This is a genomic window from Sphingobium sp. S6, assembly GCF_905120495.1.
Taxonomy (GTDB): Bacteria; Pseudomonadota; Alphaproteobacteria; order Sphingomonadales; family Sphingomonadaceae; genus Sphingobium; species Sphingobium agri.
This window is the reverse complement of sequence record NZ_CAJHOG010000001.1, coordinates 1,367,033-1,383,128: the sequence shown is the minus strand read 5'-3', so window position 1 is coordinate 1,383,128 and position 16,096 is coordinate 1,367,033. Positions and strand designations below refer to the sequence as shown.

Genomic DNA, 16,096 nt, shown 5'->3' with positions numbered 1-16,096 from the left:
CTAGCTTGCTGCGCTCGCTAGTGGATCAAATATACTAATGCAAGTCAGTCGCAGCGATCCGCAGCGCGATCGGTCTTTCGGCATAATGAGGGAGGTGGCAGTGCGAAGGCACCCGGACCGTATGTAGTTACATGTGTTGACCGGCTCTTAATTTGCTAGTGTCCCATCAAATGTAGCGCTCGCGCTCGAGTTCATAATCCGGCCGAATCCAAGGCTCACGTGCTCGACATCTCGTAGGACGTGTCAAGGCCTAATCGTTGGTGGATTCAGACGCTTTCCAATGCCCACGCCCTCAACTACCACAATTGTGGTAAGCCGGACCGCTTGGCGCCGGCTAAGCTTCAGGCACGAGGATAGTTCTGCGATTCTGGGACAATGTGATTTCCTGGTCGACTGCGGACGATGCTCGTTCAAGATGTCTATGGAACAACATAATCTTGTCGAGAGGAATGCGGGGTGTCTCTGCAGAGAATGAGCAGCCTTGGTTCGCCCACGGCTATGCCGGCATCAATCGTCCCGGGGAGCTTTCCCGTTTCGCTCACGCGGCTGTCTGTTGTTGCTTCAGATCGTGTTCAATTAAGCCCGGTCAACGATCCTCAAAGAGGATCGTCCCGATAACGCCACCCAAAGGAAAATGCCGAGCATGGATATGCTGGAAGCTAGCGTTGCCAATTTAGACCCCGTGATCAGCCTGCTGGCCTTGGTTCAGATAAGCGGTGATCGGTCGCTTCTAGAGGAGCACGGTCCTGCGCTCCGTCTGCGGCCGGGAGACAAGAACCAGACGATGTTTACAGGTGAGCGCCGGGCCGAGGCGGGCGGTGACGATAGTTACGAAAAGGCCGCCGCCCAGGTGCGCTCCCTTCTGGTCGCGGAAATGAAGGCGGGTGCTAAGCCCTTGCTGCCTTCGCTGGACATCCCGCTGTTCAGCAAAATGGCAGAGCTTGCCGCTGGCCGACCGCTACCGGACGTGTCTGTCGGCCCGGCCTATCAGCATAGCGGTTTCACCACGGACACGCGCGTCCGGCGGCCGCGAAATGCGCCCCCGGCAGATTTCAAGGTGTTGGTCATCGGGGCTGGTATGATGGGCATCAACGCCGGGGTGAAGCTGCAGCAGGCTGGTTTCAACTTCACGATCCTGGAAAAACATGGCGATGTTGGAGGCAATTGGCTCGAAACTCGCTATCCTGGCGCTGCCGTTGATACGCCGAGCCGCAGCTACTCCTATTCCTTCGACCCGAACCCCAATTGGACGCGCTTTTATCCGACGGGCCCTGAGTTTCTGCGCTATATCCAGGACATCACCAACAAATACCGCCTGCGCCCCCATATTCAGTTCGGCGTCTCCGTACAGGGCGCTGATTGGGATGAAGCGTCCAGCAGGTGGGTAGTCGAAGCCCGACGGGGTGACGAGGCCGAGCGGTACGAAGCCGATTTCGTCATCTGGGCGGTAGGACCCAACAACGCCCCCAACTTTCCTGATGTGGAGGATCTGGACAGGTTCCAAGGTCCTGTCATGCACACCGCTCGGTGGGATCCGGACGTCGATCTGGCGGGCAAGAAGGTCGTGCTGGTTGGCAGCGCATGCAGCGGGGTCCAGGTGGCGACCGCCATCGCCGATCAGGTCGGTGATCTCACCATCGTCCAGAGGCAGCCGGAATATATCGTTCCCAATCCCCTAGCTCATACGACAGTTGATCCGCTTGAGCGTTGGGCGTTGGAGAATATACCCTTCGTCCACCAATGGCTGCGCTTCCAGGCGGCGGCGCTCTCCTACCAAGATTTGCGCGGGCTTGCAGTGATTGACGAAGACTATCGGGCCCGCACGGGCGGCGCTTCGCCGCTCAGCGACATGATCAAGCGCCAGGCGATGGACTATCTGGACAGCCATTTTGGCGATGATCCTGCCATGAAGGCGGAACTGACGCCCAGCTACCCGCCCTTTGCCAAGCGCATCATCCATGATTGCGGGTTCTTCGACACGGTGAAGAAGCCGCATGTGCGTCTGTTGTCGGGGGCGATGCAGCGCGCCGACGAGAATGCCGTCATATTGGCTGACGGGCGCAGGCTGGAGTGCGATGCTATCCTGCTTGCTACCGGCTATAAGTTGATGTTCGGGCGCCAGTTCGACATCAGGGGGCGCAACGGCAGCTTGCGGGATGCCTTCGATCCCTATCCCTTCTCCTATCTCGGCCTTCTGGTCCCGGGCTTTCCGAACATGGTCTATCTGGGCGGGCCCTATAGTCATCTGGTCGCCAATCATGCGGTCGTCAGCGAGCAGCAGGTCCACTACACGATCGAACTGCTGCAATGGATGGTGGATGATCAGCTTGCGTCGCTCGACGTCTCGCGCGAAGCGGCCGACAGGTTCGTGTCTGAGGTCGATGCCGAACTCAGCGGTACCGTGTGGGCTAACAGCGGCGATGCGCATGGCTATTATCGGGATCAGGGGAAGAAGGTGGTGATCGGCATCGCCCGCCATAATTCCCATATCTGGCACGACACCCGGTCGCCGCGCGCGGAAGATTTCGAGATCAAGCGGAAGGCCGATGCCCGGGATGATGAGGTGGAGCCCGCAGTTCGCTTGTCCATGTAACCTGTTCCAGCCGATTTCCGGCGCGACGAGGCCGTCACAAGAGCGGACCGTCGATCAGATAAGAGAGGAGGGCTCATGCCGCTCGACCCATATTTTGCGAAGATGGTGGCGGACGCCCCGCCATATCCTCCGCTGCGTGACATACCGGTGGAGTTTCTGCGGAAATCCTTACGGGACAGCGCTGCCGCGCGTCCCCGCGCGGAGGTCAGCCTCGCTTCCGTCGAGGATCGGGCTATCCCAGGTCCGGCAGGGTCGATGGGAGTGCGGATCTACACGCCTTTGGGGATCGGGCCTTTCCCGATCATCGTCTATTTTCATGGTGGCGGCTTCGTTGTCGGCGACCTCGATACACAGGATGTCATCCCCCGCTCACTAGCCGCAGGATCGGATAGCGTTGTGATGTCGGTCGACTATCGGCTGGCACCCGAGCATAAATTCCCCGCTGCCCCGGAAGATGCCTGGGCCGCCGTGCAGTGGGCCGCAGCCAATGCAGAAGCGTTGCAAGGGGACCAGGCGCGCATCGCTGTCGCGGGCGACAGCGCAGGCGGCGTCCTGGCCTGCGTCACCGCGATATTGGCGCGGGATGCTGGAGGGCCTCATCTGACGGCGCAGCTTAATTGGTATGGTCCGGGCGACCATCCTTTGCGCGACAGTGAGTCAACGCGCGAGTTCGGTGACGGGCCGGGGCTCCGACTCTCCGACGTGCACTATTTCTGGGAACTCTATCTGGAGGATGAGGCGCAATATGCCGATTTCCGCGCAAGCCCCGCACGCGCCAAGGATCTTGTAGGCTTGCCTCCGGCTTTCATTGCGACGGCGGAGTGCGATCCCGCTCGGGATGAGACCGAAGCCTATGGCCATCTGCTCCGCGCAGCGGGCGTCGATACGGAAATACATCGCTACGCCGGCATGACCCATGGGTTCATGGCCTATGTCGGTGCGGTCGCCGGCGCGCGACAGTCGATGGACGACGCATGCGCCTTCCTGCGCCGCCGCTTTGGCAGCAACCCGGCCTGAAACTGCATCAACAAGGTATGATCGATGACGGAAGAAGAACGTAAATTCAGCGGCGGCGTAGCGGTCATCACGGGCGCTGGCTCCGGCATCGGCATGGGCCTTGCCAAACGTGCTGCGAAGGTCGGGATGAGGGTTGTCGTTGCTGATCTTGTCGGTGAACGGGCCGAGCAGGTTGCGCAGGAGATCCGGGACGATGGCGGCTCGGCCGAGGCGATGACCGTCGATGTGTCGCGCTATGAAGACATCGACCGGTTGGCGGAAACCGTCTTTGCCCGCCACGGCTCCGTTCGGCTGCTGGTAAACAATGCAGGCATCGAAACCATGGGATGTTCCTGGGAAATTCCCGCCGAGCGATGGGAGACCACGCTGAACGTCAACATCCACGGCGTGGTGCATGGGTCAAGAGCCTTCGTCCCCAAGATGATCGCGAGCGGCGAGGAGTGCTGGATCGCCAATGTCGCATCGGGCGCGGCCTTCGGGATGATGCCCGCCAACATCGCCTATGTGATGTCGAAGCATGCGATCCAGTCGTTCAGCGAAGGCCTGTACCTGGAAATGGAATATGTGAACGCCCCGATCCATGTGGCGAGCGTTCTTCCGGGGATGGTGAAGACACGGATCTTCGACCGGGAAGCTGGCGCTGGCGAAGGTGAGGCCGCGCATCCCTACCGGGACGCCATGCGGCTGCGGATGCAGGATTATGGCATGGAATTGCCGGAGGCGTGCGAGAAGATCCTTGGTCAGATCGCCGCGAACGCCTTCTGGGTTTCCACCCATCCTGACCTCCTCAAGCTCCTGATCGACACGCGGATCGATTTTCTGGGCAGCGGCAATGCCCCGGTACTGAGCGATCAGGTCCGTCAAATGCTGCCCGAGCGATCTGCCGGTCCGACGATCGCTGGGGAATGCCTGCTATCCGGACGATCAGAAGGGCAGGGTTGAGATGCAGGGGCGACTAAGCGGGAAAGCGTTGATCGTCATTGGGTCCGGCACCGGCATAGGCGCAGCCACCGCGCGCCGCCTGGCTGCTGAGGGCGCCCGGCTATGTCTGGCGGACATCAATCTGGCTGCGGCCTCGGCCGTAGCAGCGGAGATCGCGGCTGACGGCGGGGAGGCATTCGCCACCTTCATTGACCTGGCCGATGAACCATCGGTTGCAACAGCGATCGAAGCCGCTGCCGAGCGCCTCGGCGGCCTCGATGGCGCGCACGTCAACGCGGCGGACATGCGCGCCATCATGCAGGACAGCAATGCACTTGCCGAGGAGCTGGAGATTTTCGACAGGACATTGACGGTAAATCTGCGCGGGCATCTGCTCTGCACCCGGGCCGTGCTGCCGCACCTGTTGGCCCGCGGCGGCGGGGCGCTGGTCTACACCAGCTCCGCGGCTGCCGATATGGGCGACCCGCTTCGGCCGGCCTACGCGGCGTCGAAGAGTGGGCTGAACGCCTTGATGCGCCATGTCGCCGCGAATTGGGGCCGGAGAGGCGTCACGGCCAACTGCGTGGCGCCCGGATATGTGATCACGCCCGAAATGACGGCGGGCGGCGCGCTGACATTTGAATTGCTGTCGCAAATGGGCGAGCAGACGCCATCGCTGCGGTTGGGTAACCCTGCGGACATTGCGGCGATGGTCGCAATGCTTCTGTCGGATGACGGCCGCTGGATGAACGGCCAAGTCTATCATGTGAACGGCGGCGCACTGATGCGCTGATTTACCTCATTCGGGGTAAGCGCAGGGCGTAGCAAGGTCTTAGCCATCGACATTGTAGCGAGCGTCAGTAGGCCAGTTGGATCAGGCGACGCTCTTATTCATCATCGATGACGACAAAGCTGCTGAACAAGAGCGGCAAGATACAAAGGTTGAAATATGAGCAGCATCTCAGATCTTGAGACAGTATTGAACGATCCGTCGACCATGATGGACATCGGTACCGAACGGCTTTGGTCGATCGACTATGCCGACGTCGAGGCATTTCAGCTATCAACCATCGCAAAGCGCTTCTCCGATCTACGTGACAGGCTCGGAATCCTCAACAATCTCGCCGAGGATATCGGGATCACGGAAATTCGTGGCGTGGCCGACATCACCGCGCTTTGCTTCCCGCACACGACCTATAAGTCCTACACTGAAAAGTTCATCGAGAATAAGGAGTTCGGCAAGCTCACCAACTGGCTGTCCGCGTTCACGACGCATGATCTCAAGTCCACGGACACCGGCAGCTGCCAGTCGATGGAAGAATGGATTTCGGTCCTGGAACGGGATACGCCGATCCGGCCGATGTGCTCATCTGGCACCAGTGGCAAGATCTCCTTCTTCCCCAAGAGCACGGACGAACAGCTGTTCTCCCATTATGGCTACATGTTCGGCAACAGCGGCTTCCGGGATGAGGATGATTCCGGCCTCCAGACCGGCGAGGTTGATTTCTTCTGCCCCTGGCCGGTCGCCAGCGGTCATCATAACCTCCCGACCGCATTCCGCATCTTGCGCGACTTTCATTATGCCGGGCGCCCCGGAAAGCATGTGTACACGGTGGGCGATGGTCATTGGGACCTGGACATGCACTGGTTGTCGGCAAAGCTGCAGGCGGCGGCGAACCGGGGTGAAACGCTGCAACTGGACCCCCGTCAGTCGGAGTTGCGCGAGCGGCTGCGTCAGGTGCGCGAGCGAGAGCTTCAGAACAAGGAAGCGGAATGGGACGCGTTTCTGAACGAGCTGGTGGTTGGCCATGCCGGTCAACGCGTGTTCGTCATGGCGGCGGCGCCTCAGCTCTATTCCATCGCGCTCGAAAGCGAGAAGCGTGACCTGACGATCAACCTGACCCCCGACAGCTACATTCAGGCAGGCGGCGGATCGGGCCTGCGCGGCACTGCTTTCCCCGACGACTGGATGGACACTGTCCGGCGCCGTATTCCTCACCGCATAAATGAGGTGTACGGCATGTCGGAGATCAATGCCGTCGCGCGCCTGTGCAGCCATGGCCAGTTCCACTTCCCGCCTTGGGTATTCATGTCGGTCCTTGACCCCGATACCGGCGTTCCGCTGGCGCGCGAAGGCGAAGTCGTCGGCAGGTTGGCCCTGTTCGATCTGCTGCCGCGGACCTATTGGGGCGGCTGCATTTCGGGCGACAGGGTTACGGTGCAGTTCAGCGGCGAGTGCGGCTGCGGCCGCAGGGGGCCGCAAATGAGCCCGGAAATCGCGCGCTACAGCAGCCTCAAAGACGATGACAAGATCACCTGCGCTGTGTCCGCTGGCGCTTATGAGCGTGCGACAGACCTGACGCTGACCGCTTGAACGAGTGCGATATTCGCCCAGTCCTAATTGGAAGCAGATATGTCCGATCCCATTGTGCCGCTCGTCATTCGCGGCAAGATCATAACCGAGAAGCTGAAAACCTATTCCACGCGAGGCGGGAAGTTCACTTTCCGGTCCCCCGACGTCACCCAATATATCGATCAGCTGGTCCTGTCCGATCCCTGGCAGCAGAATGATCTTTATCAGATCTCGCTGGACGAAATCATCGATTATTTCGTCGAACTGGGCCAGCGTCTCGCACTGGGCAGCAATGTCCATGTACAAAAGGCGCTCGAGATGAGCATCGGGACGTCGAGCTTCAGCGAAGAGATGCTCCGCTTCCAATATGGCCTGATCCCGATGCTGCTCAGCCGCCCCGCGATCGAGGAGCAGATCAACAACAGCATCGGCCGCGAATATCTGGAAGGATGGGTGCCGGGCAGCGCGGGCGGCCGCGACTACGCCATCCGGGCATTTGGCGCACGGGCTGTTCACGTGATCGCGGGCAATGGCTGGGTTATCGCGCTGCAAACCCTGCTCGTGAACGCTTTCACGCGCAGCGACGCCATCATCAAGATTCCGTCAAACGATCTCTATTTCTGTCTTGCGGTCGTTCAGACCATGATCGAAATGGCGCCTGACCATCCGGTGACCAGACATGTCAGCGTCGCCTATTGGAAGGGCGGGGACGAGGCTGTTGAAAGGGCGCTCTACCGGCCGATCAACCTTGAAAAGATCGTCGCATGGGGCGGCTTCTCCTCAATGGAGAGCATTCGCAACTATCTCGGGCCGGGCCTGGATCTCGTCGCACTTGATCCCAAGAGCAGCGCATCGATCATTGGGCGGGCGGCGTTCGAAACCGAAGCGTCCATGGGGGAGGCGGCTGAAATGGCCGCCCGCGATATCGGCTATCTGAACCAGGCTGGATGCATCAACGCCCGCACCCTCTACATCGAATCCGGCACCGACGCTGGCGGGATCAAGCGCGCCAATGATTTCGGCCGCGCGGTATTTGATGCGATGCAGAAGCTGCCCTCCCATCTCAGCAGCGCGCACCCCGCCTTCGACACCACCCTCCGCGAGGAAATAGAGGGCGTCCGTCATTCCGGCATATTCCGCGTGTATGGCGGAAGATCGTCCGAAGGCGGGATCATCGTCTCGCAATATCCCGATGGCGTGGACTTCGCGGACAGGCTGGATTGCCGGGTGGCGAACATCATCCCGGTCGATGCGATCGACGAGGCCGTCAATCGGCTCACCATTCATACCCAGACTATCGGCATCTATCCTGACGCACTGAAAAGCGAGATCAGGGACAAATGTGCACTGCGTGGCGGCCAGCGCCTGACTTCGCTTGGCACGGCGACGCTAGGGGGCTTCGGCGGCCCCCAAGACGGCATCGAACCTGTCCGGCGCATGGTTCGCTGGATCCGCGATGACACGGCAGTCGCCGAGGCGCCTGCTGGTCATTTCGGCGCCGCTGCCTAGGTTCCCTACAACTATTAATATGGGCGACTGAGAATGTCTCAACAATCAGACAACAAGGCGATCGTGGCACAGTTCTGGAGCGCCTTTTCAGACTGCCGCTTCGACGAAGCGCTCGATCTTCTGCATGATGATGCGACCTGGTGGGTTGCCGGTGATCTGGGTGGCGTGTCCGGCACCTACACCAAGGAACAATGCGCTCCGATGTTCGCCGGCATCGCCGCAAGCACCAAGGCCGGTGTGCGCGTGACGCCGGGCATGATGACAGAGGAGGAGGATCGCGTTGCCATGGAGGCGACGTCACAAGGCGTCACGGTCGATGGCGTAGACTATGCCAACACCTATCATATTCTCCATGTCTTGCGTGACGGGAAGATCGTGAAGGTGCGCGAATATATGGATCCGGGCCGGATTTCGCTGGCTTTCGCTTCCGCGGTCAGGGATCAGTAGCCGTTGGGCGGACGGCGCGGCGTTTCTTGAGAACCGCCCCCGTCATCATGAATGAACTGGGCAGCGCTGGCTTAAAGAAGTGCGCCGATGGAGAGGATGATCGACTTGGCAGATTCGTCGGTGAGGATAGCGACGCCGGACATGGCAGCAGGCGGAGTGGCGTCTGAAAAGGAGCCGCCGTCAGGGAAGGCTTCTCCGGCCGCTGCCGGGGCCGTCGGCGGCTCGCTGGGTCTGATCTTGGCCGTCTTCGCCGAGAGCATGCTTTCCCCTGCTGGCATGCATTTCGTGGCGCCGTCCCTGCCGTTGATGCAGGCCGAGTTTGCCGGAGTGGCCCAGGCCGACATTCTTGTCCCCATGGTGGTCACGCTGCCGGGATTAATGATCGCCCTCTGCGCCCCCTTCATGGGAGCGCTTGGCGACCGCATCGGGGTTCGTCCGCTGCTGCTCTGGTCGATGGTCGCCTATATGATCATCGGCACACTGCCTTATTGGCTCGAATCGCTGTACGCCATCATCGGCGTGCGTTTCCTTTTCGGCATCGCAGAATCCGCCCTGGCGGTCTGCGGCACGCCCCTGATTGCCGCAGGGTTCCTGGCAGGGCGCAGACGCGCCATGATCAGTGGCCGGGTCGCCTTTATCGGCCTGTCATCGATGCTGCTGGCGATGTGTGGTGGCTGGGCAGCGCAATATGGCTGGCGTACGGCCTATCTTCTGTATCTGTTTGCCGCACTTCCGTTGCTGCTGGTGCTGTTCTTCGTCCCGCGTTCCCTTACCATTGTCGCGTCATCGTCAGCGGGCAAGCAGCCTCGCCAGCTATGGGCGATTTATGGATTGAATTTCGTCTATGGGACCGGGATCGCCGCTCTGTTCGTCTACTCCGCGTTCCTTCTCAAGGAGATCGGGATCCACACGCCCAAGCTGGCAGGCACTTTATCTGGGGTCGCTGCCTTCACAACCGTTGCTGCCTCGCTTTTGTTTCCGCTCATCTCCCGGCGGATGAGTGGACGCGCGCTGATGATTCTGTCTTTCCTGCTCATGGGTACCGGCTGCGCTACGCTGTCAGGGGCGGGTGAAGCAATGACGGTCGGGGCGGGTCTCGTCCTGACGGCGTTGGGAATGGGCCTGTTCATTCCCGCTTCCACCGACATGCTGCTGCATTATTGCCTGCCGCAGCATCGCGGCCGCGCCACCGGGATCGCGATGATGGCTCTTTATCTCGGGAATTTCGTAGTGCCCTTTAGCATGACGGCGCTGACGCGCTCGGGATCGTCGATCAGCCAGGGCTATGTGCTGTTGAGTGTCGCCTATGTGGTCACTGCGCTGGTCGCGCTATGGCTCGCCAAATCGGTGTTTGGGAACCTCGGCGGAAGTGCCGATCGCGCGGCCGCGCACTGACGATCGTGGCGCTTTGATAATGAATAGCCATGGGCTTCCTGGCAGAATGAAAGGAATGTAGGATGGATCGGCTCAAGGGCAAAGTAGCCATCGTGACTGGAGCCGGACGCATCGGCAATATCGGTCTGGCGATTTGCGAGGCCTTCCTGCGAGACGGCGCCAAGGCGGTCATCGGCACTGATCTGCGGGCGGACGAAGGCGAAGCCATATCGGCGCGGATCAGCGAACTGAAGGCTCCGGGTAACTTCAAACTGATAGCGCATGACGTCACCAACGGGGCACAGTGGGAGAGGCTCGTGTCTGACGTCGTTTCGGAATTCGGCGGGCTGGACATCCTGGTGAACAATGCCGGCATTTCCATCCATGGCGGTATCAAGCACAGCAGCCTGGACGATGTGCGCAAGGTGATGGCCGTCAATCATGACGCGCTTTTCCTCGGGATGAAGTATTGTGCGCCTGCTCTGGAAGGTACGATCGAACGTTTCGAAGGCGGCGGTTCGATCATCAACAATTGTTCGATGGCGAGCTTCAAGACGAGCAGCCACAATATAGGCTATCATGTGTCGAAAGCAGCCGCCCGCATGCTCACCATGTGCGGCGCAGAGGAATTCGGTCCCCAGCGGATACGCGTCAATTCAGTGCATCCGGGCCTTACCGTCACACCCTTGGTGCGCGAAGGGCTTCAGGAATATACCCAGAGCGGCATGTTTTCGTCTGTGGACAGCGCAATCGAGGAGATTGCCGGGCGCAACCCGCTGAAAATCGCGGGACAGCCCGAGGATGCGGCGCACCTGTTCGTCTATCTTGCATCGGACGAGGCGCGCTTCGTAACCGGGGCGGCTTTTTGCCATGATGGCGGTTTGGGCATCCAATATTGATGGGCTAGCTCGGGGAGCCATCAAGGGCTTCCAGCGCCCACGACATCAAGGGTGACCTTTTCGATCCGGCCTTCACCCTCGCTGCCCGCGGCTGAACCTTCAAAATCGGGCACAGTGCATATATAGAGGGTCGATCGGTCCGAGCCGCCGAAAGCGCAGGCGAGAGCTCGCCTGCCTGGCTGCATCGGCACGCGGTGCGTTGTCCGGCCTTGCGGGTCGATACGCAGCACACCCGGCCCGCTGCTTACCACGCCAGCATTGTACGACACCGGCGCTGCCGCCCACACTGCACCCGAATCATCGAGACAAATCCCGTCGGGAATCGCGCCGTCCGGCAGTGTAGCAAAGACACGCTGGTCCGAAAGCACGCCTGACACCCTATCAATGGTGAAGGCGGAAACGCGCATTGCCGAGCTTTCTGCAACATAGAGCGTTTTGCCATCCGGGCTGACCGCGATGCCATTTGGCCCCATCATCTGCCCCGCCGCGATCATGGCCTTTCCATCGGCGTCCGCCATCAGCAGCTCAGTTGGTTCTGGCATGCCATGCTGCTCGCTCGTCCAGATGTCGTGCCCCGGCTGACTCACATAAGCGCGGCCGTTTGCCGATATCATGTCGTTGAGGACGAAGCGGCAGAGCCCGCTCAAATCTGCATGTTCGACGGCACCTTCGGGATCGATACGAACAATCCGTCGGCCCTTCGACAGCACGGCGATCAGGTCGCCATCTTCGAGGAACCCCAGTCCGCCGACGAAGTCTCCCGCCGTTTCAAACAGGATCTCGGGGGGGTGAGCGTCCCTCAAACGATATACTCGGCCTCGCCGAATATCTGAAAAGTAGAGCGCGGCTTCGAACCATCGGGGGCATTCCGGGAGGTTCAAGCCTTCAAGGACGGTTTCTGGATATTGCGTGGTGATCAATCGTACCTCCCTGATAAACAGCCGTTCTGAACGACGGCCGAAGAATCGTTGCAGCAATGGCACTTGTGATGTGCAAGATCGCGCGCAAGCAACGGCTGTAACTTCGCAAAACCCGTGAACGGCACATAACCGGGACGGCGACGGTCCCGAATCGCTTGAGCAAGGCCGCAATGCATGATCTAGTTGTCACTGCGGCTCATGCGGTCAGCAAAGAATAAGAAGATCAGGAGTGGATTGTCAATGAATGTGGTTGATAGGATCGGCGTTTCCGCGGCTGGCGATGTCAGCCGGGACAACCGGCTGGTTTCGTCAATCTACGGGGCCGCACAATCGTCAACACCTTGGTATGATGTGCTGGACGCTCTGTGCGAATATTATGGTCTCGAGAAGGCTGTTTCCATCTTTTCAAAGAAGGGTCTGGACAGACATTGCATGACTGTGGATGCACGTTGCGGAACGCGCGAAGCATGCAAGCCGGATCCTGATGGCGGAGCGGATCCGCTAAAAGGATTGGTGCAGGGCGAAGCGGCCTTCTGCCATGATCGGCATCCGGATCAACCTGCCGGGTCATCCGCGACCATTAACTTGCTCGGCATCGACTTTTTCATTGGCGATGATCTGGCGAAGCTGAGGCTCTACCGGGTGGGCGAAAAGACCTTTCAGCCCTCCGATGCCGTGCAGATTCAGGCTTTGGCTTTCCACATCTCTGAATCGATGAAGGTGGCCAGCCATGTTTGCCGTCTTCAGCACAATCTCTCGTTCCACGACATGGCGCTGAACCGCGTCAATGTCGGCCTGATCATCGTGTCAAGCGATGACCAGGTGGTATGGCTCAATCAACGCGCGCGCAGGATGTTGGCCGAGGAGGATGGCGTTCGTCTGATCAACAACCAACTTCGCTGTTGCTGGCAGGCGGATACGGCCAGATTATGGGCAGCTGTGAAATCGGCGCGGGAGGATCCCGATACCACATATGCCGCCAGTCTGTCCCGTCCCCATGGCGAACATGACATGTCGGTCATGATCATAGCCAATCCTCGGCATGACGGGCGCAACGATGGTGGACTGCCTGAGGTGGGAATATTTCTTCGGGATACGGCGCAGCGCACCACATTGGATCCCAAAGTCCTCAAGAAACTGTTCGATTTCACCCAGACCGAGATACGCCTCGCCATTTGTCTGAGTGAGGGCAGCAGCCTTGAAGATGCTGCGGTGGACCTGGGCATAAAGCTCGCCACGGTGCGCGTGCACCTGCGTTCCATGTTTGGCAAAGTGGGCGTGCATCGCCAGTCCGAACTGATCCGACGTATTCTGGTCTGATCTGTCGACCATCATTTTCCGCGCTTTGACGTGAGCGATTTCTCCTCATCTGACTGGGCAAGGATTGGTGAGGGGCTGGGATATTGCCGGTCTCTACGCATTTTACCTAAAATAGGGTAAGCGGCCACATTCCTCATTTTCTAAGACAATCCAAATTGGTGCAGGACGCTCTTCTTCAGATCCGCAAGATGCTGGCTCTGGTCTCAGATGCGCCTCTGCAAAAAATGCCTTGCTCAACGCACGATAAGATCAATTAGAACATAGAGGGGATAAGTTCTTGAAGCATCTTCTTCACATTCGGCATTTCATGGTGGCAACTAGCGTCTTGGCCTTGGGCACGCCCGCACTGGCGCAGGAGGGCGACCCGCAGCAGGAAGCCGGGCTCAACGACATTGTCGTTACCGCGCAGCGGCGCGAAGAAAGCCTGCAGAGCGTACCAGTCGCGGTGACTGCGTTTGGCACCGAGCAGCTGGAACAGTTGCGTATCACCAATGCGCGCAGGCTGGATGCTTTGGCGCCCGGTCTGCAGGTCACCACCCGCGGTCAGCAATCGAGCGTCACAGTCGCCATCCGCGGAATCACTTCGGGCGTCGCGAATAATTCGGTCGACCCTAAAGTCGGGATCTATGTCGATGGCGTTTATGTCGGCCGCTCCGTGGGCTCGCTGTTCGATCTCGCTGACATCCAGCGGGTGGAGGTGCTGCGCGGCCCGCAGGGAACCTTGTTCGGCCGCAATGCAACAAGCGGTGCGCTCAATATCACGACGGCCGAACCAAAAGGCGAATGGGGGCTGAACGCCAATCTCTCCTACGGAAACTACAATGCGTTCCGGGGCAAAATCACGCTTGACCTTCCTGCCTTTGGACCTTTCTCCGCAAGGCTTTCCTATCTGCACGACCAGATTGACGGCGATGTTGAAAATCTTCTCGCAGGGCGAACTATTGATCTTAGGCTAAGGGAACCGAGTTTCGGCGTCTTCCGTTACGGGAAAGCTCTCGGCATGACGAATGTCGATGGCGTGCAGGCGAGCGTCAAGGGCGACTTTGGCGACCTGGTCGCAACCTATCGCTTCGACTATACGGACAGCCAATCCTTGGGCCGCGCGATTCAGACCTTCGGTGTCATACCGGACTCGACCGGTGCGCTGCTTTCGGGGATTATCGCCTTTCAGCCTCTATTTGGCGGCATCACGAATATCTCAACGCGCCGCCTGGATGCAGTGGCCAACGCCAGCAGCAAGGAACATGTCATAACCCAAGGGCACAGCCTCACCTTGGCACTTCAGGCGACCGACAATTTCTCTGTAAAGAGCATCTCCGCTTATCGCGAACTGGATCAGAAGCCTTATATCTACGACCTTGGGGGCACGGGCGGCAACCGCTTCACCTTCGCGCAACTTAGCGCCTTGCTGGGCCGCAACGTTGCAGGCGTGCTGAATCCGGCCAACGCGCCCGGCCCCAACGATAGCTTCTTCTCGCTGCTCACTGCCCGCACAACGCAGCAAAAGCAGTTCAGCCAGGAAGTGCAGTTTCAGCTGGCCACCGAGCTGTTCGATCTGACGGCTGGCCTCTTCTATTTTCATGAAAAGTCACCGGCTAAGGACGTTTTAGGAACGTTCCAGCCGGTTGACGACGGTGTCGTCATTCCCCTCCCCGGATTGGACGGCCCGTTCGGCAACGGCTTGACCAGCACGGTCGCTGTCAACGATTCCATGGCGGGCTATGGCCAGCTGACCTGGCACGTCACGCCAACCTTCGATTTGACGGGTGGGCTCCGCTATACGATCGATGACCGTGAACTTGACATCAAGGCGATCACCGGAGGGCAGGGCGGCAGCCTTGGCGTTGGCCGGTACAAGGCTTCTTATGAAAAGCTGAACTACACCGCCATCGCGAACTGGCGCCCGTCCAGCAGGTTGACCGCCTATGCGAAGGTGGCCACGGGATATGTCTCCGGCGGCATCTTGAGCGGCATCCCGTACGAACCTGAAACCCTGCAATCTTTTGAAGTTGGACTGAAGTCGATCCTGTTCGATAACAAGATGCGTGCCAACATAGCTGGATTCTACAACAAATATCGCGGCTTGCAGGTCCAGCAATTTGTCAACGGGCGGCAGCGTTTCGACAATGCAGGAAGGGCGACAATCAAGGGCGTTGAGGCGGAAACGGAAATCGTTCCCTTCGCTGGCCTGACCTTGAGCGGAAACGTCAGCTATACTGACTTCGACTATCAGGAGTTCATCATAAATGGCGTGGATATCGCGGACGAGTCACGCCCAGTGTTCCTGTCGAAATGGACTGCCAGGAGTTCGGTGAACTATGCTGCGCCAGAGTTCGCGAATGGCAGCTACATTAACGGCCGCATCGATGTGACGTACAAGAGCAAGCATTATTTCCTGCAGCGCCCGATTCGCGAAGCCGCAACCGGCGCGATCTCGCCTCTCGAACAATATGATGGCGTACCCGCCCGCACGGTCGTGGACGCTCGTCTGGGACTGATGGATGTGCCCATCGGCGGGGGCAAGGTGAGCGTGTCGGCGTTCGGCCAAAACATCTTCAACAGGCGCTTCAATCCTTATGGCGTGTCCGTGCTACAGTTGGTCACCGCCTATGACCGGGGCCGGACTTACGGCGTTGAATTCGGTGCGAAGTTCTAGGCGGGTCGCAGGTTAGCGCAGCGCATGTCGACTGCTCGGGCAGCGTCTAAATTCTGGTTGCCGGAGCTGCCCGCGTACGCTGCAGCA

13 protein-coding genes are annotated in these 16,096 nt (G+C 59.5%); 11 read left to right on the top strand and 2 right to left on the bottom strand.

The features are described 5' to 3' along the window. The first annotated feature begins 643 nt into the window (after positions 1-643). The 7 genes from SPHS8_RS07000 (at position 644) to SPHS8_RS06970 (ending at position 8,840) form a co-directional block, all read left to right on the top strand. Complete coding sequence (locus SPHS8_RS07000) at positions 644-2,593, top strand: NAD(P)/FAD-dependent oxidoreductase (RefSeq protein ID WP_201514812.1); 1,950 nt, start codon at positions 644-646, stop codon at positions 2,591-2,593. Between the two features lie 75 nt (positions 2,594-2,668). Then, positions 2,669-3,610 (top strand): alpha/beta hydrolase, encoded by a 942-nt coding sequence (locus SPHS8_RS06995; protein ID WP_201514811.1) that lies wholly within the window; start codon positions 2,669-2,671, stop codon positions 3,608-3,610. Between the two features lie 24 nt (positions 3,611-3,634). Further along, positions 3,635-4,552, top strand: a complete 918-nt coding sequence (locus tag SPHS8_RS06990) for an SDR family NAD(P)-dependent oxidoreductase (protein ID WP_201514810.1) — start codon at positions 3,635-3,637, stop codon at positions 4,550-4,552. A 1-nt stretch (position 4,553) separates the two neighbouring features. Continuing rightward, a complete protein-coding gene (locus tag SPHS8_RS06985; RefSeq protein ID WP_201514809.1) occupies positions 4,554-5,324 on the top strand; it encodes an SDR family NAD(P)-dependent oxidoreductase in 771 nt (256 codons plus the stop codon). Between the two features lie 204 nt (positions 5,325-5,528). After that, entirely contained in the window at positions 5,529-6,905 is a 1,377-nt protein-coding gene (locus tag SPHS8_RS06980) for a hypothetical protein (RefSeq protein WP_236574999.1), read from the top strand. A 39-nt stretch (positions 6,906-6,944) separates the two neighbouring features. Next, positions 6,945-8,393, top strand: a complete 1,449-nt coding sequence (locus tag SPHS8_RS06975; protein ID WP_201514807.1) for an acyl-CoA reductase — start codon at positions 6,945-6,947, stop codon at positions 8,391-8,393. 33 nt (positions 8,394-8,426) lie between these two features. Continuing rightward, a complete protein-coding gene (locus SPHS8_RS06970) occupies positions 8,427-8,840 on the top strand; it encodes a nuclear transport factor 2 family protein (protein ID WP_201514806.1) in 414 nt (137 codons plus the stop codon). A 71-nt stretch (positions 8,841-8,911) separates the two neighbouring features. Here SPHS8_RS06970 and SPHS8_RS20375 read toward each other — a convergent pair whose 3' ends face one another. After that, a complete protein-coding gene (locus tag SPHS8_RS20375; protein ID WP_201530882.1) occupies positions 8,912-9,100 on the bottom strand; it encodes a hypothetical protein in 189 nt (62 codons plus the stop codon). Here SPHS8_RS20375 and SPHS8_RS06965 point away from each other — a divergent pair. Both SPHS8_RS06965 and SPHS8_RS06960 read left to right on the top strand, forming a co-directional pair. Continuing rightward, positions 9,099-10,235 (top strand): MFS transporter, encoded by a 1,137-nt coding sequence (locus tag SPHS8_RS06965; RefSeq protein WP_201530880.1) that lies wholly within the window; start codon positions 9,099-9,101, stop codon positions 10,233-10,235. The two genes, SPHS8_RS20375 and SPHS8_RS06965, sit on opposite strands and share 2 nt — an antisense overlap. Before the next feature lie 62 nt (positions 10,236-10,297). Continuing rightward, a complete protein-coding gene (locus tag SPHS8_RS06960) occupies positions 10,298-11,113 on the top strand; it encodes an SDR family NAD(P)-dependent oxidoreductase (RefSeq protein ID WP_201514804.1) in 816 nt (271 codons plus the stop codon). A gap of 20 nt (positions 11,114-11,133) precedes the next feature. On the opposite strand, the gene SPHS8_RS06955 is transcribed toward SPHS8_RS06960, so the two are convergent. Further along, positions 11,134-12,033, bottom strand: coding sequence for an SMP-30/gluconolactonase/LRE family protein (locus tag SPHS8_RS06955; RefSeq protein ID WP_201514803.1), 900 nt, complete (start codon positions 12,031-12,033; stop codon positions 11,134-11,136). Positions 12,034-12,273: 240 nt separating this feature from the next. Here SPHS8_RS06955 and SPHS8_RS06950 point away from each other — a divergent pair, with 240 nt between their 5' ends. Together SPHS8_RS06950 and SPHS8_RS06945 are read left to right on the top strand one after the other, a co-directional pair. Further along, complete coding sequence (locus SPHS8_RS06950) at positions 12,274-13,353, top strand: helix-turn-helix transcriptional regulator (protein WP_236575024.1); 1,080 nt, start codon at positions 12,274-12,276, stop codon at positions 13,351-13,353. A gap of 307 nt (positions 13,354-13,660) precedes the next feature. Next, positions 13,661-16,009, top strand: a complete 2,349-nt coding sequence (locus SPHS8_RS06945; RefSeq protein ID WP_201514902.1) for a TonB-dependent receptor — start codon at positions 13,661-13,663, stop codon at positions 16,007-16,009. Positions 16,010-16,096: the final 87 nt, after the last annotated feature.